Annotated in this window: 26 protein-coding genes; 5 read left to right on the forward strand and 21 right to left on the reverse strand. The window is 35.0% G+C overall.

Annotated elements, in window-relative coordinates; translation table 11 throughout:
• Positions 1-16: 16 nt before the first annotated feature.
• A complete protein-coding gene (locus tag DCE79_RS11960; protein WP_108713264.1) occupies positions 17-592 on the forward strand; it encodes a hypothetical protein in 576 nt (191 codons plus the stop codon).
• A 48-nt stretch (positions 593-640) separates the two neighbouring features.
• Here DCE79_RS11960 and DCE79_RS11965 read toward each other — a convergent pair whose 3' ends face one another.
• The 12 genes from DCE79_RS11965 to DCE79_RS12020 form a co-directional block, all read right to left on the reverse strand.
• Positions 641-1,453: a C40 family peptidase gene (locus DCE79_RS11965; RefSeq protein ID WP_108713265.1), complete on the reverse strand. Its 813-nt coding sequence runs from the start codon at positions 1,451-1,453 to the stop codon at positions 641-643.
• A complete protein-coding gene (locus DCE79_RS11970) occupies positions 1,450-2,232 on the reverse strand; it encodes a serine hydrolase (RefSeq protein WP_108713266.1) in 783 nt (260 codons plus the stop codon). Before DCE79_RS11970 ends, DCE79_RS11965 begins: the two co-directional genes overlap by 4 nt.
• 4 nt (positions 2,233-2,236) lie before the next feature.
• Positions 2,237-3,175 carry a S66 peptidase family protein gene (locus DCE79_RS11975; protein ID WP_108713267.1) on the reverse strand — a complete coding sequence of 313 codons (939 nt, stop codon included), beginning with the start codon at positions 3,173-3,175 and terminating at the stop codon, positions 2,237-2,239.
• Positions 3,172-4,128: an oligopeptide/dipeptide ABC transporter ATP-binding protein gene (locus DCE79_RS11980; protein WP_108713268.1), complete on the reverse strand. Its 957-nt coding sequence runs from the start codon at positions 4,126-4,128 to the stop codon at positions 3,172-3,174. The genes DCE79_RS11975 and DCE79_RS11980 overlap by 4 nt, the downstream gene beginning before the upstream one ends.
• Positions 4,121-5,167 (reverse strand): ABC transporter ATP-binding protein, encoded by a 1,047-nt coding sequence (locus DCE79_RS11985; protein ID WP_108713269.1) that lies wholly within the window; start codon positions 5,165-5,167, stop codon positions 4,121-4,123. The genes DCE79_RS11980 and DCE79_RS11985 overlap by 8 nt, the downstream gene beginning before the upstream one ends.
• A 15-nt stretch (positions 5,168-5,182) precedes the next feature.
• Complete coding sequence (locus DCE79_RS11990) at positions 5,183-6,157, reverse strand: ABC transporter permease (RefSeq protein ID WP_108713270.1); 975 nt, start codon at positions 6,155-6,157, stop codon at positions 5,183-5,185.
• Complete coding sequence (locus DCE79_RS11995; protein ID WP_108713271.1) at positions 6,157-7,101, reverse strand: ABC transporter permease; 945 nt, start codon at positions 7,099-7,101, stop codon at positions 6,157-6,159. Before DCE79_RS11995 ends, DCE79_RS11990 begins: the two co-directional genes overlap by 1 nt.
• A gap of 116 nt (positions 7,102-7,217) precedes the next feature.
• Entirely contained in the window at positions 7,218-9,047 is a 1,830-nt protein-coding gene (locus DCE79_RS12000; protein WP_108713272.1) for a peptide ABC transporter substrate-binding protein, read from the reverse strand.
• A 49-nt stretch (positions 9,048-9,096) separates the two neighbouring features.
• A complete protein-coding gene (locus tag DCE79_RS12005; protein ID WP_108713273.1) occupies positions 9,097-10,164 on the reverse strand; it encodes a dipeptide epimerase in 1,068 nt (355 codons plus the stop codon).
• 24 nt (positions 10,165-10,188) lie between these two features.
• Positions 10,189-10,983 (reverse strand): M55 family metallopeptidase, encoded by a 795-nt coding sequence (locus DCE79_RS12010; RefSeq protein ID WP_108713274.1) that lies wholly within the window; start codon positions 10,981-10,983, stop codon positions 10,189-10,191.
• A complete protein-coding gene (locus DCE79_RS12015; RefSeq protein ID WP_234417263.1) occupies positions 10,980-11,726 on the reverse strand; it encodes a M15 family metallopeptidase in 747 nt (248 codons plus the stop codon). Before DCE79_RS12015 ends, DCE79_RS12010 begins: the two co-directional genes overlap by 4 nt.
• Before the next feature lie 208 nt (positions 11,727-11,934).
• Positions 11,935-12,981: a DmpA family aminopeptidase gene (locus DCE79_RS12020; RefSeq protein ID WP_108713276.1), complete on the reverse strand. Its 1,047-nt coding sequence runs from the start codon at positions 12,979-12,981 to the stop codon at positions 11,935-11,937.
• Positions 12,982-13,528: 547 nt separating this feature from the next.
• On the opposite strand from DCE79_RS12020, the gene DCE79_RS12025 reads away from it, so the two are divergent.
• Positions 13,529-14,017 (forward strand): 23S rRNA methyltransferase, encoded by a 489-nt coding sequence (locus DCE79_RS12025; RefSeq protein ID WP_108713277.1) that lies wholly within the window; start codon positions 13,529-13,531, stop codon positions 14,015-14,017.
• Between the two features lie 339 nt (positions 14,018-14,356).
• Here the strand turns inward: DCE79_RS12025 and DCE79_RS12030 are convergent, their stop codons facing one another.
• The 5 genes from DCE79_RS12030 to DCE79_RS12050 all read right to left on the reverse strand — a co-directional run bounded on the left by DCE79_RS12030 (position 14,357) and on the right by DCE79_RS12050 (position 18,185).
• Entirely contained in the window at positions 14,357-14,818 is a 462-nt protein-coding gene (locus DCE79_RS12030) for a hypothetical protein (protein ID WP_108713278.1), read from the reverse strand.
• 134 nt (positions 14,819-14,952) lie between these two features.
• Positions 14,953-15,384 carry a DUF4279 domain-containing protein gene (locus tag DCE79_RS12035; protein ID WP_108713279.1) on the reverse strand — a complete coding sequence of 144 codons (432 nt, stop codon included), beginning with the start codon at positions 15,382-15,384 and terminating at the stop codon, positions 14,953-14,955.
• Between the two features lie 261 nt (positions 15,385-15,645).
• Positions 15,646-16,908 carry an amidohydrolase family protein gene (locus tag DCE79_RS12040; protein ID WP_108713280.1) on the reverse strand — a complete coding sequence of 421 codons (1,263 nt, stop codon included), beginning with the start codon at positions 16,906-16,908 and terminating at the stop codon, positions 15,646-15,648.
• A 470-nt stretch (positions 16,909-17,378) separates the two neighbouring features.
• Positions 17,379-17,645 carry a YesK family protein gene (locus DCE79_RS12045; RefSeq protein WP_108713281.1) on the reverse strand — a complete coding sequence of 89 codons (267 nt, stop codon included), beginning with the start codon at positions 17,643-17,645 and terminating at the stop codon, positions 17,379-17,381.
• A 324-nt stretch (positions 17,646-17,969) separates the two neighbouring features.
• Positions 17,970-18,185 carry a hypothetical protein gene (locus DCE79_RS12050; protein WP_108713282.1) on the reverse strand — a complete coding sequence of 72 codons (216 nt, stop codon included), beginning with the start codon at positions 18,183-18,185 and terminating at the stop codon, positions 17,970-17,972.
• 281 nt (positions 18,186-18,466) lie between these two features.
• On the opposite strand from DCE79_RS12050, the gene DCE79_RS12055 reads away from it, so the two are divergent.
• Complete coding sequence (locus DCE79_RS12055) at positions 18,467-18,763, forward strand: hypothetical protein (RefSeq protein ID WP_108713283.1); 297 nt, start codon at positions 18,467-18,469, stop codon at positions 18,761-18,763.
• A 451-nt stretch (positions 18,764-19,214) separates the two neighbouring features.
• On the opposite strand, the gene DCE79_RS18535 is transcribed toward DCE79_RS12055, so the two are convergent.
• The 4 genes from DCE79_RS18535 to DCE79_RS12080 all read right to left on the reverse strand — a co-directional run bounded on the left by DCE79_RS18535 (position 19,215) and on the right by DCE79_RS12080 (position 21,221).
• Positions 19,215-19,397 (reverse strand): hypothetical protein, encoded by a 183-nt coding sequence (locus DCE79_RS18535; RefSeq protein WP_135841902.1) that lies wholly within the window; start codon positions 19,395-19,397, stop codon positions 19,215-19,217.
• 125 nt (positions 19,398-19,522) lie between these two features.
• The gene (locus tag DCE79_RS12070; RefSeq protein WP_159083102.1) at positions 19,523-19,771 is read right to left on the reverse strand and encodes a hypothetical protein; all 249 of its coding nucleotides are present in this window, start codon (positions 19,769-19,771) and stop codon (positions 19,523-19,525) included.
• A complete protein-coding gene (locus tag DCE79_RS12075; protein ID WP_108713287.1) occupies positions 19,768-20,628 on the reverse strand; it encodes a hypothetical protein in 861 nt (286 codons plus the stop codon). The genes DCE79_RS12070 and DCE79_RS12075 overlap by 4 nt, the downstream gene beginning before the upstream one ends.
• Positions 20,629-20,729: 101 nt before the next feature.
• Positions 20,730-21,221 carry an NUDIX domain-containing protein gene (locus DCE79_RS12080; protein ID WP_108713288.1) on the reverse strand — a complete coding sequence of 164 codons (492 nt, stop codon included), beginning with the start codon at positions 21,219-21,221 and terminating at the stop codon, positions 20,730-20,732.
• A gap of 360 nt (positions 21,222-21,581) precedes the next feature.
• Here DCE79_RS12080 and DCE79_RS12085 point away from each other — a divergent pair, with 360 nt between their 5' ends.
• Positions 21,582-21,782 carry a CsbD family protein gene (locus DCE79_RS12085; protein ID WP_108713289.1) on the forward strand — a complete coding sequence of 67 codons (201 nt, stop codon included), beginning with the start codon at positions 21,582-21,584 and terminating at the stop codon, positions 21,780-21,782.
• A 190-nt stretch (positions 21,783-21,972) separates the two neighbouring features.
• Complete coding sequence (locus tag DCE79_RS12090; protein ID WP_108713290.1) at positions 21,973-24,147, forward strand: EAL domain-containing protein; 2,175 nt, start codon at positions 21,973-21,975, stop codon at positions 24,145-24,147.
• The last annotated feature ends 32 nt before the right edge of the window (positions 24,148-24,179 follow it).

A 24,179-nucleotide genomic window follows, 5' to 3' on the forward strand; every position in this document is an offset into this window, starting at 1 on the left:
ATAGGGGATTTTGGAAATGACTGCTACAAAACATCGATTTGGCATTGATATTGATGGGACGGTTACTAGTCCCGCTACATTAATCCCTCATATTAATCGCCAGTATAATATTAATATGACGCTACAAGATGTAACGGAATACGATTTTTTAAGCGGGTTTCCACATCCTGTTGATCGTGCGGAATTTCAAACATGGTTTGAAGAAAATGAACCTTATATGTATGAAGTAAGCGAGTTAGCTGCTCATGCACAGCCTATATTAAGTGACTGGCAAAAGCAGTACGAACTTTACTACATTTCCGCCCGCGGTAACAATGTATTCGATATTACGAAAAATTGGTTTGATGCCTGTCATGTGCCGTATGATCATATCGAACTAATTGGCAGTCATAAAAAAATCGAAGTCGCTAAAAAATATCATGTGGAAGCATTTTTCGAGGACAAGCATGATAATGCCGTTGAAATTGCAGAGGAACTTAACATCCCTGTTGTTTTATTCGATACGCCATACAATCAAAAACCGATTCCTTCAAACGTCATTCGTGTCACAAACTGGCTCGAAGCAAACGAATGGATTCGTAAAAACTTCTAATTAAAAGGTGATTCGTAGGAAAATAAATTTCCTCTGAATCACCTTTTTTTAAAATAAACTGGCAACACCTGTAATCGTCGTCGCCAAATCTTCTCGGTAGTTTTCTTCATGTGGATTTAAACTATTCACATTCACTTCATTGCCACCAAGTGATGAGTGAATATAATGATCATCGCCTATATACATCGCTACATGCCCAGGGAAGAAAATTAAATCCCCGCGTTTCATCTGTTCCAGTGTTATTTCACGTAACGGGAAACCGTCAATTATTTTCGCATCACGATAAATATAAGCCCCATTTAACATATACGCCATCGAACAAAGACCAGAGCAGTCAATTCCTAAAGGTGATTTTCCACCCCATCGATAAGGTGTTCCTAAATAACGCAAAGCCGTTTGTACGACTTGCTGGCGGAATAAATCTTCGGTTGTCGTATATACTTTCACACGATTTTGCACCCAATCCGATCGTACATACCCACATTCACCTGATACGAGCTGTACTTTTGACCAGCCTTTTTCAATACCAGCCTCTTCCACCACTTGAATAAATGCACCTCGTGTTAACGTCATGATTTTAGCGCTTTGAATTTTAGGTGCAGTTAATACATCTGCAAAACTTTCAATGACAACATCATTAGCATCGGCATTCCAAGCAGTTAACGTTTCACTGTTTAGGTCTAAATTTTCTTTTAAAGTAAACCCTTCATAACGATAAAATGTACGAATCCGAACCCACTTGTCATCCACATCTTCTAACACTTCTACAGGCATTCCGTACAATGCTTCATCAACTAGCTCTGATAAAACATCTGCTTTATCATGTAAATTTGCAATCATCACATTGACTACTGCATTCAAGTCCTTCCCCCCTTATTCACAACATGTTCATAAACCATTTTTGAAATAAGACCAATTTCCTGTTTTGCCTTTTCGTTATTGGTTACTTCTGTAATAAAAACACCAATAAAATAAGCGGTCCCATCTGTATACACAATGCCTACATCATGATCAACCGTATCAAGGCCCCCTGTTTTATGCGCCATTTTCACTGGCTCTAAAAGATAGCGCTTTAAGGAATCTTGACTTCGTTGCCTACATAAAATATCGATGGCGATGTCATTCCACTTTGGTTCAAGCAATTTACCTTCATAGATTAGCTTAAACAAATGTTGCATATCTCGTGCTGACGTCTCATTATCAAGACCAAGTTGCTGACGCTCGAAGTCCATCATCTTTCGTTGAACAACCGTATTGCTTAAACCAATTTCTTTAAAATAACGATTGAATTCATCCATCCCTAAGAAGTCTATGCATTCATTTGTAGCTGTATTATCACTCGTAATAATCATCCATGTTAATAGTTCATACAATGTAGCTGAAGTTTGCTGCTGTTCCGTGATGACACTAAACTCAACGACATTTTCAGAGGCAATCGTTAGCACTTGCTGTAAGTCTCCACCTTTTTGTTGTAAATGATGCAAAATAGCGATTAAAATTGGCACTTTTATTACACTTGCACTACTAAAAACCTCATCGGCACGAATATGAACGAGCACTTCATCTGTTTCATAGTCTTGAACAACCGTATGAATTTTATAAGAACTATTTTCAATAAATTGCTGGATAATTTCATTCATCGGCTTAACCTATAACACGAATTGTTTTATTCGAAGTATCCACTGTTACAGTTTTTCCAAGTGGCAAAGACATCGTTGGTAGCACATGCCCACAAGTGACATTCATTAAAATTGGAATGTTCAGTGGGGCTAAAATTTCGTCAAAGACCGTTTCTAAACTTAAATTATTTTCTGGATTTTTCGTATCCATTGGACCACAATCTGTCCATGCGCCAAGTAGGATTCCCGCTAATCCATCAAGCTTTCCTGACAATTGTAATTGCGTTAACATACGGTCAATTCGCTGTACGTTTTCATCGATATCTTCTAAAAATAAAATTTTTCCATTTAAATCAATTTCATATGGTGTACCCAAAGAAGCGGCAACAAGCGTTAAATTTCCGCCTGTAAGTTTACCTGTTGCTGTTCCTGGCGAAAGGGTAATCATTTCTTCACCAACAACATTCTCTAACAGATAATCGCTCCAAGCTGTGTTTGTCACGCTATTGATAAAGTAATCCCATGTGTAATCATCCATCTGGTCTTTAATAAATTCCGTTGATGGCATTGGAGTGTGATACGTTACAAAATTACAATGCTGATTGAATACAATATGCAATGCTGTAACATCGCTATAGCCAACAAAAACTTTCGGATTATTTTTAATGAGCTCTAAATCTAATAATGGTAAAATTCGTGTCGCCCCGTAACCACCGCGAATACAGAAAATGCCGTCGATTTCAGGATTTGCAAACATCGCATTTAATTCAGCAGCACGTAATGCATCTGATCCCGCTAAATAACCATGACGTGCACGACATGTTTCTCCTACAACAACATGGAATCCAAGCTTTTCAACTGCTTCGATCGCCGGTTGAAGGCGTTCAGTTGGTGTTGCACCTGAAGCACTAATGAGCGCAACGGTATCTCCCTTTTTAAGTGCCTTTGGAATGACTATACTCATAACGCTACCCCTCCTAGATTGATTTGCTCTTTATAGCGTTCCTGTTCTTCTTTATTTGCTAACACAAAATGCCCTTCTTCAATTTCAACAAATTGTGGCGGATCCATTTCATATTGATGTACAGACGGATCGTACACTTGCAATTTCTTTTGGCGCTCTTTGAACGGATTCGGCTCTGGCACTGCAGCGAGTAATGCCTTTGTATAAGGGTGTAACGGATTATTGAATAATTTTTCTGTTTCCCCTAACTCCACGATTTGGCCTTTATAAATAACTGCAGTACGGTCAGTAATAAAACGAACAATCGATAAATCATGTGCGATAAATAAATAAGTTAACTCTCGTTGTTCCTGTAAGCTTGATAACAAATTCAATACTTGCGCACGAATTGATACGTCTAGCGCGGAGATTGGTTCATCAGCCACGATAAATTCGGGTTCCATTACAAGTGCTCGGGCAATGCCAATTCGCTGTCTTTGCCCCCCTGAAAACTCATGTGGAAAGCGTGAAGCAAATTCAGGTAAAAGCCCTACTTCAAGTAATGCCTTTTTCACCTTTTCAACACGTTGTTCCTCATTACTATATTTTTTGTTGCTTATTAGACCTTCTGAAATAATGTAATCGACTTTCGCGCGTTCATTTAAAGATGCACCTGGATCTTGGAAAATCATTTGAATACGCTGTGTAATTTCTTTATCCCATGCGCGCGTTATGCGGCCATTAATTTTTTCTCCATGGAATAAGATTTCACCATTTGTTACAGGATTAATGCGCATAATGGCACGACCAATTGTCGTTTTACCAGAACCTGATTCGCCAACAAGACCAAATGTTTCACCCTTATAAATATCAAAGCTCACATTATCTACGGCTTTAAATTGCTTTTTTCCGCTTCCGAAAACAATATCTATATTTTTAACTTCAATTAGTTTTTCTCTCGACTGCTTACTCATTTGCGTATCGTCTCCCTTCTTCAAAAAAGGCTTGTAACACTTCTGGAGGGTCTACTTTCGGCGCTTTTGGATCGAGTAACCACGTACGAGCAAAATGCGTATCCGACACTTTAAAGAATGGCGGACGTTCTACAAAATCAATTTTTAGAGCATATTGATTGCGGGGCGCAAATGCATCCCCTTTAATCTCTTTGAAAAGGTTAGGTGGTGTTCCTTTAATCGAATAAAGTTCTTCCCCCTTCACACCTAGTTGTGGTAACGAGGAAATCAATGCCCAAGTATATGGATGTTTCGCGTTAAAGAACACTTCATTTGCTTGCCCCACTTCGATAATATCTCCTGCATACATAACTGCGATACGATCTGCTACCTTTGCAACAACCCCTAAATCATGCGTAATGTAAATCGTCGTTAATAAATATTTCTCCTGTAAGTTCGTTAACAGCTGCAAGATTTGTGCTTGAATGGTTACATCGAGTGCTGTCGTTGGCTCATCACAAATTAAAATTTGCGGATTACACGCAACGGCTATTGCAATGACAATTCGTTGACGCATCCCTCCTGAAAACTCATGGGGGTATTGCTTATAGCGACGTTCTACATCTTGAATTCCAACATCACGAAGTAGCTGCAACGTTACTTCGTAGGCGTCTTTTCCTTTTAACCCTTGATGAAGTACAACACTTTCTTCAATTTGTTTCCCAATTGTTTTTAATGGGTTTAATGATGTCATTGGATCTTGTGTGACCATCGCAATTTTTTTACCGCGCACTTTTAGCCAATCCTTCTCTGATTTAAACTTGGATAAGTCATGGCCATCATATAAAATTTTTCCTGAATCGATAAAGCCATTTTTATCAAGTAATCCCATGATTGATTTCACTAAAACCGATTTACCTGAGCCAGATTCCCCTACAATCGCAAGGCTTTCCCCTTTATATAAATCGAGTGAAATATCTCGAATGGCCGTTAATGTTTGACCGCGCAATTTAAACTTTATAACTAAATTTTCAATTGATAAGATTTTTTCTCGCTCCATTTAACGCCATCCTCCTTATACATGATTTTTTGGATCAGCTGCATCCGCAAACGCATTTCCGATAATATAAAAGGCAATTGTAATAACACTTAGTACAATACTCGGGAAAATTAATTGGTAACGTAAATCTGGAGACATCATCAGTACACGTCCCTCATTAATTAAATTCCCTAAAGACGGTTCGCTTACTGGCAACCCTAACCCGATATATGTTAAAAATACTTCCGCGCCAATCGCAGCTGGTACCGCTAAGCTCATGCGCAGCATAATTACTGAAATTAAGTATGGTAATAGGTTTTTCAAAATGATTTTATAACCAGGTGTCCCAAGTGTTTTCGATGCTAAATTGTATTCACGATCACGTAAAATGACGATTTGATTTCGTAAAAATCGTGCCATTTCTACCCATCCAGTAATACACATTGCGATAATAATCGTCGAAATACCTGGACGTAAAATATACGCCATTAAAATAAGTACGATTGTTGTCGGGATATTATCCATAATGTTATAGAGCTGTGTAATCGGTAATTCGAGTTTTCGAGAATAGCCCCATAAAGCACCAATCGTAAAGCCGATAATTACCTCGATAATTGCAACACTAAAGCCGATGAATAAGGATGTACGTGTTCCTTGCCAAATACGTGACCATAAATCTTGCCCAATTGAATTCGTCCCGAAAATATATTCATCATTTGGAGCGACATTACGGTCTTGCATACTTGTCTCAGGATTAATGTAAATTTCCGTTGGTGATTTTTGATCTGGTAAATACGGTTGGAGAAACGTAAACACAATTAATACGACCACAAAGATCAGTAAAAATACGGCGATTTTATTTTTTAAGAAAGAACGGAATGTAGAACGCCAATAAGAATAATTTGAATAAGCGGTTTCTTCTGCTTTCGCATCATCTACTCCTGCGAATTCAAATAATTGTTCATTTGATTTTTCCGAAATATTCTGAATTTCTTTTGTAAATAAGCCCATTAGCGTACACTATCTCCCTTCCCTAACTTAATTCGAGGGTCGACAATTGCCATTAAAAGATCCCCTAAAATTAATCCGATAATTCCTAATGAAGAAAATACAAGTACAAGTCCTTGTACAACGTTATTATCTTGACGCTGAATTGCATCAACTAAAAGTCCACCCATCCCTGGAATTGAGAATAAGGATTCAATATAAATAGAACCTGTAATGGTAAATAGGATTGTAGCAGGTAAATATTGAGCCATCGGGATGAACGCGTTACGCATCACATGTCGGAACATAATCGTCCGCTCTGTTGCCCCTTTTGCACGTGCTAACTTAATATAATCTTTGTTTAATTCGTCAACCATGTATCGACGCATCCACATCGCATAAGAAGCAATCGGTCCGAGCGCCATACAAATTAACGGTAAAATAAAGCTTTTCGGACTGTATTCATCAAATAGCATCGGCAAATTCAGCCAATCTGAAATATACATTTGAATTATTAAGAAATAAACCATTGCTGGTACTGCCACGATGATGACGATATAACCCGTTCCTAAACGATCTAGCCAGCGCCCTTTAAATTGAGCCATCAAAATTCCTAATGGCACACCTACAAGTAACGATAGTATAACGGCCCCTAAACCAAATAAAATTGAGTACATCATTTTATCTTGAATAATATCTACAACTGGGACATCTGTTCGATATGTAATGGATTTTCCAAGATCTCCTTGAACTAAATTCGTGTAAAAGTTTCCTAGCTGTACAAGTAACGGATCTCGTAACCCTAAACTTGTTAAATATACTTCTTGTTGTTCTAACGACATTTTTTCTGCCGCTGCTCCTAAATACCCTTCATCAGGCATTAAGCGTAACAGCGAGAAAACAATCGTAATAATAATGAATAGCGTGAGAATTGACTGCGCTAATCGTTTTCCAATATATTTCAGCATGCTCCCATCCTCCTCATCAAATAAATTCGAAGTACTAATTACTAAAAAAGAAAGGAGATGCAGAAAATTCCTGTCATCTCCTAGTTTACTTCTTGTAAAAAGCGCGCGAATTACTCTTATTTTGAAGCGTTTGCTAAAGCTTCTGCACGTTCTTTTTCCCACGTCTCTTTAGCAGACTTATATTCTTCATTACTCATTGGCTTTTCTAGGATTGTCTGACCTTTAAATTTCTCTGCTGTTACACCAAATGGTGAATATTGTGATTCAAATGGATTCAGTTTAGAAGCAACATAACCGCCACCGCCAACAGCGTATGGAATAACGAATGCTTCATCGATTAAAAATGCTTCCGCTTTTGCAAATAATTCATAACGTTTTGCAGGCTCTACTTCTGCTTTTGCAGCATCTACTAACGCTTGGTACTCTCCGTTATAGCCTTCAGCAAGTTCTGGCTTGTTATATGTTCCACCTACAGTAAATGGATCTGTGTAAGTTGATGGATCAGCAAAGTCTGGACCCCAGTTTGCTTCAAGCATTGAGAATTTACCTGGACGACGAACTTCCCCTAAGAAACCAGTTGCAGGACCAGCGTATAATTCAACGTCGATATAATCCGCTCCTAATAACTTTTCAAGTTGTTGTTCTACTACTTGCGAACGGTTTGCCCATTCAGGAGAACCTGAGTTGTAAGGTAATACAACTTTTACTGGGAATGTTGCTTTACCTGCTAAAGCTGTCATAGCTGCTTCTTTATGCTTTAATGCTGAATCTGCATTAAATGAATCTGATTCAGTAATTGCTTTTAATGGAGCTAATAATGTGTAATCTAAACCTTCAACGTCAACGAAGTTTTTCGGTGTAATCGTATTTGAAACTAAATCTTTTGGATTGAAAGGCTCAACTGTTAATAAAGCCGATACGCGGTCTAATGCGTGATATAACGATTTACGGAAATCTTTATTATTTACTGCTACTTTCCAATTTTCTGGCTCGTACTCTGCATCATATTGTGGATCGAAGTTTAATGCATAGAAGTACGTGTAGAAGTTGTTAGTACTTTGACGTACTGAATCTTTTTTATCCTCACTATTTAACCATTCATCTAAAATTGATGTTGGAATTGTTGCGCCATCGATTTCGCCACGTAAGAATAACTCTGGAGCAACAGTTGCTGCTTCTTTGTTATATTTGTAACGGATACGATCGATTTTCACCGCGTCTTTATCCCAATATGTTTTATTCTTAACTAATACACGCTCATTTTGTGGTTCAAATTTGTCTAAAATGTAAGCGCCATTGTATAGGAAGTTTTCACGAGTAGTACCAAAACTTGCTCCCTTTTCAGCTAAAAATTCGCCGTTTACTGGGAAGAAACATACATAGTTTAACATTGATAAGAAGTATGGCGTTGAGCCTTCTAATGTGTACTCTAATGTGTAATCATCAAGTGCTTTTACCCCAACTTGTGAGAAATCTGTCATCTCGCCGTTATAGAATGCATCACCATTTTTCACAACAGTAGCAATCCAAGCAGTTGAAGATTCGTTTGCTGCATCAAGCACATAGTTTAATCCATCTACGAAATCTTGAGCGACAACATCAGCTACTTCTTTTCCATCATGGTCAACCCACTTCACACCTTCGCGAAGCTTAAATGTCCAAACAGTTGCATCTGCATTCGGTTCCCAAGTTTCTGCTAAACCTGGTTTTACAACGCCGTACTCATCGTATTCGATAAGTCCGTCCACTAAGTTAGCGGCAACTGCAAATTCATTTGTTTCTGATGTTTTTAAGTAGTTCAATGTTTTAATTTCCCCTGAATACACTGTACGGTATTCTGTTGCTTTACTTGAATCACCCGCTGTGCTTGATTTTGAATCTGAATCACCACATGCCGCTAAAACAAGTGCAAACATACATGTTAAAGCTAATAATACTTTTTTCACATAATTTCCCCCATTCACCTAATGTTTTGACCTCAATAAAAATTAAAATCTATATTAAAAATCCTAATCCCGGTGTATCGCCCATCTGAATCAATTGCCCTTCAAATCGTGGTCCACCCTCAATCGGATCCCTAACACATAAACTAGGTCCATCTAAATCGACCATTGTAATATTTTTGTTAGCTGCCGCGAAATGGGCTGCTGCACTGACGCTAATTTTTGTTTCAAGCATACAACCGATCATGCAGGCTATACCGCTCGCTTCCGCTATATTACAAATCATTTGTGCTTTAGAAATACCGCCTGTTTTCATGAGCTTAATATTAATGAAATCCGCAGCTCGTTTTTCAATTACCTCCAGTGCTTGCTTAGGTGAAAATACACTCTCATCGGCTAATATATTCGTCTGCGTATGATTCGTTACATACTGCATACCTGCAATATCACTATAGTGTACAGGTTGTTCAACAAGTTCAATTTGCGCATTCTGATCTTCTAGCTGTCCGATAATACGAACCGCTTCTTTCGGTGTCCAGCCTTGGTTGGCATCAACGCGCAGTATAATGTCTTGTCCAACAGCCTTTCGAATTGCTAATACGCGGTCTACATCCCCTATTGGATCTTTTCCGACTTTCACTTTTAATATTGAAAATCCGCGCTTCACAGCTTCCAAACTATCTTTCACCATTTCATCACTGTCATTGACGCTAATCGTTATATCAGTCGTAAGTTCTTGACGATAGCCACCCAGTAATTTATAAAGCGGGGCATTGTATTTTTTGGCCCACAAATCATATAGTGCCATTTCTACTGCTGCCTTTGCACTTGTATTTTGATAGATGCAGTGATCGATTTTTTCACTTAACACAGCCATTTCGCCAATTTCAATCCCTGTAATAAGCGGGGCAATTACTTGCTCAATCGCGTACTGAATCGATGCGCGTGTTTCACCCGTAATGACATGTGTGGGAGCTGCCTCGCCGTACCCAACTTGTCCATCATCTGTATAAACCTTAACCAATACATTCTGAATGGTATGTACAGTACGTAATGCGGTTTTAAACGGTGTAATAAGGGGTGCTTCTACTATTCCGACTTTTATTTCCGTAATTTTCATATCATCACCTGCTGTTTAGTTAATTTAAGTTAAAAATTGTAAAATTCTTAGTACTTCAAAATAATCCGATGTTTCAAATTCCACCGTATTATGTTTTTTAAAAGTAGCACCAGGATAAAATGAATTACGGTAAGCTTTCATATGATCTCTATAAATAATTTCAATTTTGAACTGTTTTGGTAGTTCAATTTGAAGTTGTTCACGGTCAATTTTCATAGCATGTTCGACCAGTTTCTTCGTTTCGTTCAACGTTTTTTGTGGACTCACATTAATCGTTGCAGAACCAATTCCTTCTTTTGTCGCAAATGTCACGATGTTTTCGTTATAGCGTGCAATATGTTCGATTAGGCCTTGATCCCCACTGACAAATGCAACGGGTACGTGATGAAGTGCTGCGGCGTAGGTATTAATGATAAATTCACTCGCATATTCCCCATTGATTTTCACATCAGCTAGTAGGCTAAGAGTATGTGCTAATGGGTTTCGTTCGCTGCCACCTTCACTGTGATAACCGATAAAAATAGCGCGATCAAAACTTGCATCTAAGCCGGCAACCATGCACATCGGCTCATTAGTCCATCCTCGAATGATTTTCACGTTTTCTGGAAGGTCTTCTAATAAAATGTTTCGTGCCGAATCATGGGCATCTTTTAATAAAATTTCTGTTGCACCTCCAGCAATCGCACCTTCAATCGCGGCAAGTACTTCCTTTGTCATTTGCTTTTGAAACTGCGCATAATCTGGTGCATTTAACTCTGTTTCGCTCCAAACAGTCGTCCCTGTAATTCCTTCAATATCTGCACTAATATAAACTTTCATTTGAATTGATACTCCTTTACTTTATGTTGTTTGATTGTCGCAATAATCGGTCCATAAACGGCGACTTGTGCGTTTGCTTTCTTCGCCCAAGTGACATTTCCAAAATCATAATGCCACCATTCTTCCTCATAATTTTGGAAACCTGCTTGTGTCATACTGTGAAATAATAAGCGACGGTTTTTATAGGCTTCTTCATTTTCAAATGGATGATTTTCAAAATAGACGGTCGCTGATTTTGCATTCATTTCATCAAAATCGGTTCCTAAATCACGAGGATTGCCCGCCTCATCACCCAGTGTCAAATCAATGGCCCCACCTGTTAAATGCGGAGCAGGATACCCTTCTTCAATGCTCGGAAATGCGACATATTTTAATGTTTCTTGCTGTACTTCTTCAAAAGACCAATTAGGATAAGTTAATTGCAAATTTTGTTGTATTTGTTCAAATAAATACGATTGAACTTGTAACGGTCGAAAGCCATCATACAAAATGAAACTGTACTTCTCAGGTAAATATGACAGTGCTTCAAGTAATCTTTCCACTGCACACTGACGTAAATAAATGGATTTCAAACTATTCGGAATACCTTGTTCAAAATAATTAGAACGAATAAATAAACGATTTTCAATCGGCGACATTTCAATTAACGGCTCCTTATTTTCAATAATTGGTGGCCGCTCTTTTGCCCCTATTCCTATTCGAATCGGGTGTAAATATTTTTCTAGAATTGTATAACACCTCAAATTCTATGTATCTTCATTTAGATCGCTAATTATTATAAAATTTAGACTTTTCAGTTATTATTCTATAAAATAACATATTTACTTCTAATGTGGAAGTTTTTTCTTTCATTTTGCTTTCTATATTGAAATAAGTGCTTTGTTTTTGTAAACACGTTGCATGCATTAAAAAAGCAGCGAAAGAAATCTTCGCTGCTCCTCCCTAAACAAATTAATTAAATTGATATTTTTCAACGACATGTCCTTGTCTACCTACTGTTGTTTTCGCTTGTGACATTGAATTAAGTATCGCTTCTTCTGTTGCTTCAGCTGCTGCAGTAAATAATTGATTCATCATTGGGTGATCATCACGTAGTTGAGCTCGTGCTTCGACAAGTTCATTTGTTTTATGTGGTATTTGATGAGCCGTTGTAAAGCCGATAACAATGTCACCACTTCCGTTTGAAAAGTTACTACCTGTTCGACCTAGCCCAATCCCGCATCTTTTAATCACACGTGTCAATTGTCTACTACTAAGCGGGGCGTCTGTTGCTAATACAATAATAATTGACCCATCTGTAGGCGCAATGGTAGAATTCGCCTGCTGTTTCGTAGTTGTATAACGCTCTTTCATAAATTCATTACTTGAACCAAAATTCGATAACACGAGACAACCAAGCATATACGTTTGATCCGTGTCCGCTACTTCTACGATTCTAGAAGCACTTCCAATTCCCCCTTTGTAGCCAAAGCACATCATTCCTTTACCTGCACCAACCGCGCCTTCTTCAGCCACTGAATTCGTCGCATTTTCAATGGATTCCTTTGCATGCTCTGGTAAAACGGGACAATGACGAATTGAATTTAAATGACCATCATTACATTCCCCGACGACGATATTTATTGTCCCTGTTAAAATGCCAATCTCTTCATTTTGTTCAAGTAAGTATTCTAATGTCCCTTGTGTAACGGCTGGTATTCCGAATGTATTCGTCAACATAATCGGTGATTCGATAACACCTAGCTCATTCACTTGTACAAGACCTGTCGATTTCCCAAACCCATTTAACACATAACTTGCGGCTGTTACCTTTTGCTGAAATAGATTTCCGCCATGCGGTAAAATGGCCGTCACACCTGTACAAGCCTTTTCCCCTTGTTCATTTAAAGGACTATCAAGCGTAACATGTCCCACTTTCACACCCACAACATCAGTTATGCAATTTTTTTTACCTGGCTGTAATTGGCCAATTAGTATACCTCGTTCACGAATTTTCATGTTTTATTCCTCTCTATAAACCATTTTCTGCATTTATCCTACCGTAACTTGAGAAAACAAAAAAGGAAAACTTTTGACAATCGCATCAAAGGCTTTCCTTACATATCATGAAATGGTTTCTTGCTTGCGAAAAACATCACCTTATTATAAAAAATAACAATCATAACTAAATTTCTAAAATTCCTCTTTCCCAACGGTCTACGAAGACTTCAAAAGTTATTCCATATCGGTTATATACTTCATGATAAACAAAATAAATTCCGAGTCGATCTAACAATTCGTCATTAATTTTCATTGTATCTACCCTCTTCCATTTCAAATTCTTAATGATATTTTTCACCATTTCTCACTGATACATTGTTACTTATTACATGCCCATATTTGCAAATTATTATACACTTTGTTATTTCAATGATAATTTTTAATCATTTTGAAAGCCTAGAAAGTGCTGTTACAAAGTTTTCACATTCAATGAATATTTCGGCATGTTTAAGCAAGGACATTTTAGTAAGATAGAAGTAATGACAACATCATCGGAGGAACTGTAATGAAAAAATTAATTCCACTTTTACTATTTGCATCGATACTTACAGGTTGTGGAGATACTTACAGCGAAATTAAAGAGGCGGTTTCTGGTATAGGCTCAAAGGCGAATGATGCAGCAGCAGCCATTTCAGTTGAGGTACATACGCTTCGGGCGGTTGAACTACAATACAACAACGAAACTTTTACAATTAACGACCTTTTTAAAACTACTTTACGTGATGTTCAATGGCTTTATGATGAAAAAAAACAATATTTAAAAATCACTGGTACCTGGAAAGACAATGAACTTTTTGCTGATCAACAATATAATGACACGAAAAAAGCGCAATTACGCGAAAACGGCGATGTCGAAGTGCATTTATTTTTTGATAATGAAACATTAATTGAAGAAAAGACAACCGTTACCATGCAGCTTCAATCGGAAACATTAATTGATGAGACAGGAACAGATGCTTTAGATCATTTTTACAAAGTATACGCAGCACAATAATAGGAAGACGTCATAGAAATTTTACTCAATAAATAAAGTTCGTATTAGAGAAACACACGATTATGGCTTGCAGAATATGCACGATTTCATACAACAATACCAATGTTGCAACATTCCCCAAAACCAGTTCAAACCATTGCTACGCCTGAAATTTATCAAATGTGTAAAAAAATTGTGTATAAAGAATTCACCGCTAAAAAACCCACAAACGTTGATTGGACATCGTTTGTGGGTTTTCGGGACGTGACCAAACTTGCGTTTGGAAACGTTTATTCAGTTTGTTTTGTATACGTTATTAGTTCTTGTTGTACTAAATTCCTTAGTGAAATAAAAACTCCATTACCAATCTGGTCCATCATTTCTATCTACGACTTTAAGATTAAATGATTTGGAGTCTAGACTAACATTTTCAACTGTTTCAAAGAAAATTGATTTTACTTCTTTCTGTATGGATTCAGTCGCATCTTTTTCTAAAATATATTTCACCCGTATATCATCATTTGAATAAACTGCAAGCATCATTTGAAAAGAATAACCGTTATTTTTTAATTTGTTATTTACCTGTTCAAATAAGCCTCCCTTTTGATAAAGTAGGGTTGTAATTTCTTCTGATTCTTTTATTTTCTTTTCATTTTCAGCATTTAATTCAGGACTTATTGAAGGTGGAGATTCAGGTATTTCCCCTTTAGTTGAGATGTTATAGATAAATAGAAAAGCTAAAACAAATAAAATCACAATGGTTCCAATTAAAGTGATTTTGCCCTTTTTTATTCTGTACACTTCCTTTTTTACTTTAAACATATGATTGTATAAAAGGTTTTAAACTATCCGTTCGTTGAAGAAAAACCTTCCCAAAGCGTGTTTAGGAAGGTCAGCAGGTAAAGGGAACGTTATTGAGATTTGAAATTTATATCGTATTCATAAAGTATCAATTATTATTCCTCAGGTTCACTAAAAGGATATATATACATATCAATATCAATAAATGCATTGATAGCGGAAGCAAATCTACTAAATTGAGGAGAAATTACCAAACCTGGTGTATAACCATCTATCATTGTTATCACTAATTCAATTTGTACATTCAAATTCAATTCTTCTTTTAAACGGTTAATTGAATCTGCTTTGTCTTGAAAAAAATTTAAAATGGGTAGTAAAACATCATCTACATCAAGTGTTTCCAATGTTTCAGATTCGTATTGCCAGGATGTAAATGAACGTGTATGTACATCATTTATTCTTTCACCCATTCGCAAAATTGTTGTGGGCTGTACACCTAACATCTCTGTTACTACTTCGACAGGAAAATCGTCAACATCATCCTTACCAGTAAAACTAATGTATGCATATAAACTTGTTTTCTCCATACAGCCAGCCCTCCAAAGGTTTTTTATACAAGTGATTATAACGTTAAAATTTACTGGATAAAAGTTACAAAAGCGCTGTTTGGGAGCCAAATTTAAAAGCAGCTAAGACAAGAAGTTGTCCTAGCTGCTCGATTGAACGTTCATAATGGCTTATTTGGGAACGTTATTTTGAATGGGATTGTATAATTGTTTTACATCACCAAAAATAGCAACCCAAACCATTTAAAATAACAATATGCAAAATCTATACCTGAAATTATGTTAAGATTGATCTCTTAAATAGTTTAAAAAACCTTCCGTAATTTTGTTATATTTACTCTCTACATTTCTTTCATCTACTGTCACCATTTTTCGATCTTTCATAACCCATTTACCTTCAACCATTACATGTTGGATGGAATCCTCTTTACTATAAAATAATAAGTTGTGAAGATAATTAGAAAAATCCTCGTTATTAATCAATGGTTCTAAATCCAAATTTTTCTTAATAAAAACTAAGTCTGCTTTATAACCTGCTTTTATTTGTCCGATACTTTCGTGTAAACCATATGCTTTAGCTCCATTTATAGTCGCCATTTTAAAAATATCCTCTGAAGAATATTTTTGAACAGGACTAGTGGTTTTCAATAAATAGTAAGTCAATCGCATTAACTCCCACATGTTCGTATGAACGTAATCCGTTCCTAAAGAAACGTTGACTCCATTTTCAAGCATATAATTAACATCTGCGACACCTGCACCTGTATCTAAGTTAGAGAGTGGACAATGAACGATAGAGCTATTATGTTTGGCCACTAACTCTATATCATGCTTCGACATAAAAACTCCGTGAAAGAGAACGGTTTTATCATCTAGTAAATCTAGTTCATTGTAAATTTCGATACTCGATTTTCCAAATTTAGAGTTAACGATGTTATATCTCCATTCATTCTCTAAACAATGTGTCATCATGATAGAGTTATAGTTGTTTTTGATTTCTTTTAATTTATTTAAATCCGTTTCAGTGAAATCTTCTTCCTCTAATAAATGCGTACCAAATAAAACCGTTCCTTCTGATTTATGATAATAATCGCCAATTTCTCCATATGTATCAATGATTGCGCGTATTCCAAGCTCTTTTATTGCGTCAGCTAGTAATTGTGGTGTTTGTGGATCAGAATCACTTACAAACGTTACCCCATTTTTAACCATATCAATATAGCTCTTTTGCGCAACATACACAAAATCCTCTTCTGAAATTTCATTGTCGATATAATCAAAAAATAGTTTTTGTATTTTTCCTTGCTTCGTATTGTTGCTCCAATCCTCAATGGATGTTTCCTTCATCAATCCTTTAGTTAAGGGCGAATAACTATGGAAATGAGCATTAATCAATCCAGGGATTACAAAATAATGCGAGCAATCGATTGTTCCTTCATCGTTTACATCATGAAAATCGAAATGAATTTCACCATCTATAATTTCAATATTTTGTGTTTCAAATTTCATATCCTGATTTAGATATGTTACATTTTTTAATTTCATATAAATCCCCTTTAGAAAATTCGAAATTTTAAAATTTAATTATAACATTCCCAAAGCGCTGTTTGGTAACATTTCATGCCATTCAGAACAAGTGGATTGAACAGTCCTCTTTAAAATAGTTTCTCACAGCGTCTCAGAGCGTTATTTTCTATAATAACAGCGACAAACACTGTGAAATCAGTGTTTGTCGCTGTTTGAAATATTCCCAAGCTTGAAGTGACCCCTAAAAGTTAGACACGGTTATTGGTTACCTAACTTGCATTTGGGAACGTTATTTACGTTTGTTTTGTATACGCTATAAATCTTTTAAAAATTAAAGTAATCTTGTATTTTAGTAAAATAAAGACACTTCTTCAGCCAACCCGATTGTGACAAAAAAATTTGCTATTTGTTCTAGCCAACTCTAGAAGTAATAGTAGCAGACAAAAGAGTAATTAATAAAGTAAGTGAAAAACGAGAAAACATTTATTTTACCTCTTTGAAATAGCTCCAATAAAAGTACCTATCCATACTCCTACAAAAATAGTAATCGTGAAGTAAGCCAAAAAGATACCGTCCCAACCACCAACTACATCTTTGCTAAAAATAATTAATCCAATACAAATTAGACTTAATACAGTGGCAGTTAAAATTAAAGCTTTTCTTGAAACCTTACGGGATATAATATACATCCCAATTGCAAACATAATTCCGCAAAGTAATATAGGAGTCCATCCCTCTAACATCAAAGCATCCATTTGATTACCTCCTGTTATGTTTTTCCGTAAACTGAGCAAATTTCTAGAGTTATTTATTATTTATATTACTAACTACGATAAATTATATAGCATAAAATTTCCAATTTGTGGACTTATCATTCATAAGAGGCAAAATCCCCTCATTCAATTAAAAAAAGGGGGGGAATTGGTCCCCAAAGTTTCATTTGGGAACGTTTATTGAATTTATAATGTATATAGTATTTATTGTTCAAAAATAGATATTACAGTAATCCTTAAGACAATTAATACAAAACTACTTGTTTTTTAAAGTACATTTGATGCCAACAGTTATCCAAAGCAATTCTAAAAACACCTAACAACAAGAGATATACTCACTATCCCCCAAGCAAAAGTACCACATATCCACCAAATTACAGATTTAGCTTTTGATAAATTTTCCTCTGATTCCGGATTTGCTTTTATAAAAGCGACTTTACTCTCCATACTTTTTTTCATAGAGAAGATAACAACAAATCCAATTATTATGAAACCGATAGTTATCCAAAGTAATAGGTCCACTTTTACACCCCCTTTATATAATTGAATTTTACCGCTATTTAAAAACAAACCTTGTGTTAATTCAGATTCGTTTTAGTATATAAAATACCCTGTGAAAATAATAATTAATACGTATTAGAATGCTGAAAATTAACATTCCCAAAGCGAGGTTTGGTAACATTCTTAAACGAATTATTTTTTAACACTGTCACCAATGAGAATAAAATGGATAAATATGTATCCATTAGAGATTACCTTCGTCTATATCCGAAGGTAGCGTAAATATAATTAGAGGTGATATTTTGAAAAAAGTGATAATCGTTCTAAGTAGTACAGTATTTATAATTGTAGCTGCGTATTTATTAATGCCTAACATTATGATGAACAGCGTAAAAGATAAAATTATAGAAAATAATCCCGACATTGAAAATATTGTCACGATAAATCATATAAGTTCGTGGGGAGAATGGTTTTTAGAATACGTATTGGTAGTTGAAATTGGTGGACAAAAATTTCGAATTTGGTCAAATGACAAAGGCGAAATAACAGATAAAGAAGCTTTAATTTCTCACAGCGTCTCAGAGCGTTATTCTCTATAAAAACAGCAACAAACACTGATTTCACAGTGCTTGTCGCTGTTTGAAATGTTACCAAGCTTGAAGTGCCCCCTAAAAGTTAGACACGGTTATTGGTTACCTAACTTTCATTTGGGAACGCTATTTATATTTAGTCTGTATGTTTTATAAATAAACAATGACCACAAAATTACTAAAAATAAAATATATTGTGTTGTAATTGTTCCAAAATCTGTATTTAAAAAGATAGCAATTATAAACAGTGAGGAAAAGAAGATTGGAATAAATAAAAGAATTTTTTTAGACTTAGTGCTAATTTGTATAATTATCGCCAAAACAATTACTGTCAAAGATAAAAGAGTCATTAATTAAAACCTCCTATTTTTTGTAAATCATAATATTGATTATAGCATTAAACCTAAAAAAAACGTCCCCAAAGCAGGATTCATTTGGGAACGTTTATTGAATTTATCATTCAACTAAAAGGTGTTAAAGCGATACTCCAGACAATTAAAACAAAAGATGCTGTTAACCAGAACGTATTAGTGGAAGTAGGCTGTTCTTTTTTTATTTTTTTAATTATTTCTACAAGGTTGATACAAAATATAATAGCTAAAATTGGCATTACGTATACACTTATAAATGCAAATACTATCATACGTAAACACTCCCCTCAGAAATAATATACCATTTTTTTACACAAAGAACCTTCCCAAAGCGGTGTTGGGGAATATTTAAAGGAGTGCTTGTTACACTAAGCGCATAGTTCAATAAGAAAAGCGATTACCGTTCTTCATTATCTCCTTGAAATGTTTTTATTAGTTCTTCAAAATTCTCATTAAATCTGTTTATTTCATATCCATAAGTTCCATTGTCGACATTAACCCTTGATGAATCTCTTATAGCGTTTGAAATAATAAAAGCAGAAAATAATATGCAAATGCTTAAAATAACTATTGCACCAGTTAAAGATAATCTCGGCTTTTTCTCACCCAAAATAACTCCCCCATTTTTAAGAAGATTAATCTTCACATAGTCTCTACATAATAAGAATTCCAGCTTTTTTTCTTTTCTAATTGTAGTAATGCTGCAAATTGCCATGACATGTGGTTAGTTGTGTCGATTTCAAATTCGACTGTTTTGACACCTTGGCGTTGTAATTGGATAAGCTGTTGCTTCAAAATGGGCAGAAGGTTTGTGTGATTATTCATGCCAACCCACCCTATTTCGTAATGGTCTGGTGATATTGGATGAAGAAAAATATAGGCCATTACGTTATTTTCTTCAACTGTTACAAAGCTTAAATTAAAGTCTGGTGTATCGTCTAATAAAATTTCCTTCCAAGTTTGCCAAGTAACGTCTTTTGCAGGATTATCTAAATGGGTTTGCTCATAGTTGTATTTTAGTAGTTTAAAAAGATTCTGTTCTAAAGTAGGCTCATTTAATATTTCGAGTAATGGGATGAGTGTTTGTGTTGATTGTTCTTGTTCTAACCGTTTTAATAATGAGCTTATTTCGTAAGTTTCAATGTATGTTTTACGGAACAGTTTGAATTGAAATTGTTTCAACAACTGTATTTTTTCTAATTCATGGTCCCAGCAGGATAAAATGATTTTATCGTGCGTATCAGTGGCGGCAAGTAAGTGGTTCATCAGTTCAAAAGATGAGTCGTTAGCTAAGACATCAATATATTTTGCATAAGGATGAAAAGGGCTTGACCAGCTAATGCCAATTCCTTTTATAGTCTCCGCTGAAATTTGGGCAAATAGTTCGGAAAACTTTTTAGATTGAATACGCCATTCTAAGTCGATTAATTTTTGCTCGAGCGCGTAGTCTAATTTAAAGCCATTTATGTTATCGATTTTTTTGATTGTTAGATTTTTATTCATGGTGGTTCTCCGTTCAAGATTTGTATTCAATTGAATAAGGGGTATTGGTTCCCTAAGTATCATTGGAAACGTTTTTTTGTATGGTATTGTATAAGATAATTCTAACGAACTCGATAAACCTCATTTAGATTTAGTTTATGCTCTTCTATTAAATCAATGTTTCTAGGATTTTGCGTATATTCTTGTAAATAAGGTCCGATGTTTGCGTACATTTCAATATTTTGTAACTCTAAAATAGGAACCCATCTAACATCTATTTGATTTGAATCTGGGTTTTCTGGGAATTTTGGTGTACTAGGGCTTTTTATTTTGCATTCAAACATCATAACCAATGTATGTATGTTCCCAAACTTTTCAAAATTAAGATGAGGTGTGTATTCATAAACAAAAGCCAGAGGACCTACTTCTACATCTATACACGTCTCTTCTTTAGCTTCTCTTTTAACTGTATCTGTAATTGATTCATTGGGTTCCGCTCCACCAGCAGGTAAATCGTAAACGATACCTCTTATTGGGTCGTTATACACCGTTAATAATATTTCATTATTTTCTATGATTATTGCACCAGCCCGTACTCTAATATGAGAAGACATTTAAAAACCTCCTAAGTTGATATATTAAGGTTTCTAGAAGATGCTATTGAATTCCTTTAAAAATTTCCAAATCGATGTTGGGAAGTTATTATATATTAATAGTTCATCTTAAAATATTGTATAGCTACGAATATGGAACTTATCTCCATTTGTATTATAGTAATTAAATTCTACAAATATAACGAGAAATCTTCTATAAATTCCTGTAACAATAGACGAATTACATCATGATGTAATTGATTATTTCAATGGCATTAATTTCAAAGTTTTATCAAATATTCAATTTAATAACTAACAATAGGTTTTATTTTTTTAATAGAGGGAAGATAGATATTGTATAAAACTTAAGGAGGTCATACAATGTCGAGTGGATTTTCTGATAAATTAAAAAGTACAGGTAATAAAATTAAAGGGGAAGTAAAAGAAACGGTTGGGGAAAAAACAAATGACCCAAAATTACAAGCTGAAGGAAAATTAGATCAGTTAAAAGGGGAAGCACAAGAAAAAATTGCTGATGTAAAAGAAGCGATTTCAGACAAATTCAACAATGGATCAAAATAGTCTAAAAAACTAGCATCCAAGTGGTTGCTAGTCTTTTTATGCACTAAAATAAGAACTAAGGATTATATTAAAATAGGCATTAAAACATATAATTTTAAATTTTTCTAACATTTAATTAATTTATATTTCATTTTATAGGAATTTTGATATACTTTAAATTATTAACCATACCTAATAAGGGGGAGATATTATGAAACTCGATCAATTAATACCCCTATCAAAAGACAGATTATTTATTTGGCTAAAAACCTTAAGTAACCAGCTTTCGAAAGGCACTGTAATCATTGATTTCCATGATTCAAATCTTTCTATTGTTCATGCCAACGAAGAATTTCTTCAATTAACAAATTACTCAATCGAGCAACTCATTGGACAAAATTTTTCAATCTTTAATGGTCATCGTACAGATACAGAAACTGCAAATGAATTTATATATCACATTCAAAATGGTGTGTCACGGAAATTTACAATTTTAAATTATACATTGGGTGGCTCTACATTTTGGAATAATATTACGATTCATCCGATTCGAGACGAAAATCAAAAAATACAATATATTTTCCTAACGTGTGAAGACTACACAGAGAACGAGTTAAATAAAATGCTTTCTAAACTTGAGCATGAAGTATACGAAGCAATTGATGCCGATGACGATTTACAATTCATTTTGACATTAATTACAAAAAAAATTGAGAATCACTATATCCGCGATGTATATTGTACGATTCATCTGTTTGACGAACAGCTAAAAGCGCAAACAATTGGTTCCAATACATTGCCAATCGAAATTATCAATGAACTTGAGCTAATAAAAGTTACGCCAAATATGGGCTTTAATGAATCAGCCATCTATTTAAAAGATATCAAACTAACACAACAACAACGACAATCATTTTACAATTTCCAATTAAACGATGTCTGTGGTACTTGGTCAAAACCGATTTTAACACCACAATATGACTTATTAGGGATGTTGACATTATTTCATCAAGAAGATAACGAATTAAAACAAGCAGATATCAACTATTTAAATCGACTTGCACTTTTAATTCAGCTTGCTATAAAGTATGCGAAACAGAAAAATGAGCTTCGACGTTTAGCTTTTTATGATGTCGAAACAACCCTTCCAAATACGCATTATTTTAAAACAACTCTTTTTGATTGGATAGACGAAGGAAAAAAAGGTTTTGTCGCTATCCTACACGCAAGAGAGTATAACAAAATAATCGATTTATATGGAAGGAAAGCTGGGGCCGATTTATTAAAACAAATTGCGGACCGATTAGATCAACTAAATACACCAGGAAAAGAGTTTGTAGCCCGCTTCTCTAATTCAATTATTATGGCAAAAATAAACAATTATACAAATTTATTAAATTACCTACCCGTTCTCAAACAATTAATAACCGAGCCTTACCTCATCAACGGAGAAAAAAATTATATTACATTGAAAATTGGTGTTACCTTTTTCGATAAACAATCTACAATCGACCAATGTATTCACAAAGCAGACATTGCATTATCAACGTCACGTAAAGTAAACGGTACTTATGCAGCTGTTTTTGAGGAAAATAGTAATCAAAAATTAGCGGAAGAAATGAAAATTTTTAACCATTTAAGTTGTGGGATTTTAAACGAAGAATTCCAAGTTCATTTACAGCCGAAAGTAAATATTGAAACACTTGAAATTGAAGGTTTTGAAGGTCTCTCTCGTTGGAATTCAAAAGTTCTCGGCAATGTATCACCCGCAAAATTCATTCCCATAGCAGAACAATCAGGAAAAATTAAAGAAATCGATTTATTAAATTTCAAATTTGTTTTAACATGGCTTCAAAATCGGATCAATGATAACAAAAAAGTATTACCGATTGCACTAAATGTATCGCCCGATCATTTTTATGATCCTAAATTTATTGAAAATATCGTAAACGTGTTTTCACAATTTGAAGTTCCTGCTAAGTATATTAAATTTGAAGTAACAGAAAGTATTGAATTAGATGATTTAACAAAAGCGAAGGAAATTTTAAATACGCTAAATACTATGGGAATTGAAAGTTCGATTGACGACTTTGGTGTTGGTTATTCATCCCTTAGTTATCTACCACAACTGCCATTTTCAGAATTAAAAATTGATCGTAGCTTTATCAACGAAATAACTGAACCTGGTATGCATGCAGTCGTACAAACGATCATCCAGCTTGCAAACAATATTAATATGCGTGTAATTGCAGAAGGTATTGAAACAGAAGAGCAACTTAAACTGCTCCAACAATTAGGCTGTCCAGCAGGGCAAGGTTATTATTTCTACAAGCCAATGCCGATTGAAGAAGCGGAAAAATTACTTGATATTGAACAAAAGCGCTAAAACGCCCTTATGTACGGTGATTTAGCACTTTC

Origin of the sequence: Lysinibacillus sp. 2017 (genome assembly GCF_003073375.1) — a bacterium.
GTDB lineage: Bacteria > Bacillota > Bacilli > Bacillales_A > Planococcaceae > Solibacillus.

Bases quoted from the DNA above. Each gene is read 5' to 3' on its own strand.
- DCE79_RS11985 (WP_108713269.1), bottom strand. From the start codon at position 5,167: ATGGAGCGAGAAAAAATCTTATCAATTGAAAATTTAGTTATAAAGTTT.
- DCE79_RS12080 (WP_108713288.1), bottom strand. From the start codon at position 21,221: ATGTCTTCTCATATTAGAGTACGGGCTGGTGCAATAATCATAGAAAAT.
- DCE79_RS12025 (WP_108713277.1), top strand. From the start codon at position 13,529: ATGAAAAAATTAATTCCACTTTTACTATTTGCATCGATACTTACAGGT.
- DCE79_RS11995 (WP_108713271.1), bottom strand. From the start codon at position 7,101: ATGCTGAAATATATTGGAAAACGATTAGCGCAGTCAATTCTCACGCTA.
- DCE79_RS12040 (WP_108713280.1), bottom strand. From the start codon at position 16,908: ATGAAATTAAAAAATGTAACATATCTAAATCAGGATATGAAATTTGAA.
- DCE79_RS12005 (WP_108713273.1), bottom strand. From the start codon at position 10,164: ATGAAAATTACGGAAATAAAAGTCGGAATAGTAGAAGCACCCCTTATT.
- DCE79_RS12045 (WP_108713281.1), bottom strand. From the start codon at position 17,645: ATGGATGCTTTGATGTTAGAGGGATGGACTCCTATATTACTTTGCGGA.
- DCE79_RS12075 (WP_108713287.1), bottom strand. From the start codon at position 20,628: ATGAATAAAAATCTAACAATCAAAAAAATCGATAACATAAATGGCTTT.
- DCE79_RS11960 (WP_108713264.1), top strand. From the start codon at position 17: ATGACTGCTACAAAACATCGATTTGGCATTGATATTGATGGGACGGTT.
- DCE79_RS12035 (WP_108713279.1), bottom strand. From the start codon at position 15,384: ATGGAGAAAACAAGTTTATATGCATACATTAGTTTTACTGGTAAGGAT.
- DCE79_RS18535 (WP_135841902.1), bottom strand. From the start codon at position 19,397: ATGATAGTATTTGCATTTATAAGTGTATACGTAATGCCAATTTTAGCT.
- DCE79_RS12090 (WP_108713290.1), top strand. From the start codon at position 21,973: ATGAAACTCGATCAATTAATACCCCTATCAAAAGACAGATTATTTATT.
- DCE79_RS12030 (WP_108713278.1), bottom strand. From the start codon at position 14,818: ATGTTTAAAGTAAAAAAGGAAGTGTACAGAATAAAAAAGGGCAAAATC.
- DCE79_RS12010 (WP_108713274.1), bottom strand. From the start codon at position 10,983: ATGAAAGTTTATATTAGTGCAGATATTGAAGGAATTACAGGGACGACT.
- DCE79_RS11975 (WP_108713267.1), bottom strand. From the start codon at position 3,175: ATGAGTATAGTCATTCCAAAGGCACTTAAAAAGGGAGATACCGTTGCG.
- DCE79_RS12020 (WP_108713276.1), bottom strand. From the start codon at position 12,981: ATGAAAATTCGTGAACGAGGTATACTAATTGGCCAATTACAGCCAGGT.
- DCE79_RS11990 (WP_108713270.1), bottom strand. From the start codon at position 6,157: ATGGGCTTATTTACAAAAGAAATTCAGAATATTTCGGAAAAATCAAAT.
- DCE79_RS11980 (WP_108713268.1), bottom strand. From the start codon at position 4,128: ATGAGTAAGCAGTCGAGAGAAAAACTAATTGAAGTTAAAAATATAGAT.
- DCE79_RS12085 (WP_108713289.1), top strand. From the start codon at position 21,582: ATGTCGAGTGGATTTTCTGATAAATTAAAAAGTACAGGTAATAAAATT.
- DCE79_RS11970 (WP_108713266.1), bottom strand. From the start codon at position 2,232: ATGAATGAAATTATCCAGCAATTTATTGAAAATAGTTCTTATAAAATT.